The organism is Nonomuraea cavernae (assembly GCF_040655715.1).
GTDB classification, from domain to species: Bacteria; Actinomycetota; Actinomycetes; order Streptosporangiales; family Streptosporangiaceae; genus Nonomuraea; species Nonomuraea cavernae_A.
Map to the genome: position 1 here is coordinate 1 of NZ_JBFAKL010000074.1, position 2,243 is coordinate 2,243.

Here is a 2,243-nt window from a genome sequence, read left to right on the forward strand (position 1 = left end):
GGCATTGACCAACCTCGGCATTGCCCTACGCGAAGTACGCCGCTTCGACGAAGCCATCACCGCCCACCAAACCGCCATCGCCATCTACCGCAACCTCAGCGACCCCCACGGCGAAGCCGGAGCGCTGAACAACCTCGGCAATGCACTACGCGAGGTGCGGCGCTTCGACGAAGCGATCACAGCATTCGAGCAAGCCATAGTCCACTCCAAGTCAATGGAGGACAATCACATCCGCGACATTGCGCAAGGTAACCTCGAGGAGGTCCTGCGCCAGAGGGCTCCTTCGTAGGCCTGCCGCCGGAGGACGGTGCCAACGCGCTCGTGCGGGACATGCGCGGGATGATCAGGCAAGCTGTAGGGACCGTATGAGGCGTCCCTGCAGGTCAGAGTGGGTGAGCATGCAGGTTGGTCCACGCTCTCCTAAAGCGGGTGCCGCAGGTTCGAATCCTGCCGGGGGCACTCATCTTGACCAGGCATTTCGCCTTCTGACCTGCGGTTTCTTAACCGCAGGTCTTTTGCTTGCCAGACCCTTGGTAGGCCGCCGAGCGCACCCGAATACTGCCGCAGGACAGTGCTCTGGGGATATATGGGGGATGATCTTGATGACGTCCCCGGGGGCACCTGCGCCTGGGTTCATACTCAGCCGAGCTTCCCCGCTGCCGCCCGCTATCCTCTGCAGGCGATGCCGGCCGTGACCGGAGCGGCTGTGGTCAGTGCCACGCTCGCAGCCAGAACGATGGCCAGCGCTGTGCGGCGTGTACGGAAACGCATGTTGCTCCCCGCTGTCGAGGTCCTGTAGGTATGGACAATCCCTTGATAACACAATGTGTAGGTTAAATGACAGAAAGTACTGAAGGGTGGCTTGCGTCCGCCACCATTGGACCCCTCGGTCAAGCCCTCGACCTGCTCCACAAGTCGTGCGTCCCGATGCAGCGGAAAACGCTGCACCAGCGGCTCGAATCGCCATCCGGTATCGGGTCAGCGCCACACATCCGCCAGTTGGCGCCGATGCCCCCACGTCGGCGCCTCGGCCACGTTCCAATGTACGCAGAGCCGCGCGCGCCAAGATCATTCCAGGCAGGGTGAGGCCGCACGATCGATTCACAAGGAGTGAATCAGAGCCGCCCTTCACGGCCACCCTCAGACATACTCGCCGCTTCCACCTGCAACGACGACTTCTTGGACCCGGCAGGCTCCTCCCGCCGAATCGGATCTTGAAGCCTCACGCATCGATGGTTGGGCTCGACAACTGAAGACTATTCTTCGGGATCACCGAATTACGATAATTTTCTTCACATCAATGAGCGTCATCGTCGCTGTTCGGCGGCTGTGGAAATGATTGATGCGCCATTCCCTGACCAGCCTTCCAAGTGTTCGAACACACCACCTCGCGAGCTCGGAAGCTTCTATACTTGGCCTGTGCAAGCGACCCCCGAACAAGACCTCTTGCAAGATCTCATCAAAACGTCTCCGACCTACTACTGCCGCGCCGAGCAGCTCCTCCTCAGGCAAGGCGAACCAGGCGACCGAGTGGTCATCATCATCGAGGGTCTGGTCAAGGTGGAGCGTACGGAATTGAACGGCGAACGTAGCATCCTCGCCTTCCGCGGGCCATACGAGTTCGTCGGGAGAACTGCTGTCTTGCAGAGCTGTCGCCATTTTGCGAGCGTTGAGACACTGCTGCCGTGCAAAGTCGCTGTTGTGCGCCCTGACGCATACCTCGGATCCGTTGCGGAGCGCTCACTCACCCTCCCGGTGGTGACGCATACCCATGGGCGCCTTATCGAGTCGATGATCGTGCAGGGGAACAGTCCTCCCTGGATCCGGCTGGCGTTCGCCCTGGTTCGCCTCGCCAGCCGCAACTGGAGCGGTGCCGCACCTGACAGGCCGGCTGTGCTGCACCTCACTCGTACCGATCTCGCCCTCCATCTCAGGGTCAGCCGCAACACCATCTCTGCATCACTCAGGCAACTGGCGGAACGGGGTGTCGAGGCCTCACGAAACACGATCGTCATCACTGACCTTTCAGCACTGGGCGAGGCCGTGAAGGAGCTCGACCGCTGATGAGATCCTGCATCCGCAGGTCAATCGGTCAATGGCTGCGGGATCGGAGCCGGGGCGGGTGTGTCGCCGGGGACGAAACGTAGACGGGCTTTGGCCGGCATGTCCAATCCCATGTAGCGGCGAGCTTCGACCCGCTCATCGCTCTGCTCGGCCAGCACGGCGCTGACCGGCCGGATGAT

At 61.4% G+C, this 2,243-nt stretch carries 2 protein-coding genes; both read left to right on the forward strand.

Translation table 11 applies throughout. From position 1 onward, the window contains the following. On the forward strand, nucleotides 1-289 hold a 289-nt coding region (locus AB0I38_RS40255), incomplete at its 5' end, for a tetratricopeptide repeat protein (RefSeq protein WP_358496165.1). A 1,130-nt stretch (nucleotides 290-1,419) separates the two neighbouring features. Then, nucleotides 1,420-2,064, forward strand: a complete 645-nt coding sequence (locus AB0I38_RS40260) for a Crp/Fnr family transcriptional regulator (RefSeq protein WP_358496169.1) — start codon at nucleotides 1,420-1,422, stop codon at nucleotides 2,062-2,064. The last annotated feature ends 179 nt before the right edge of the window (nucleotides 2,065-2,243 follow it).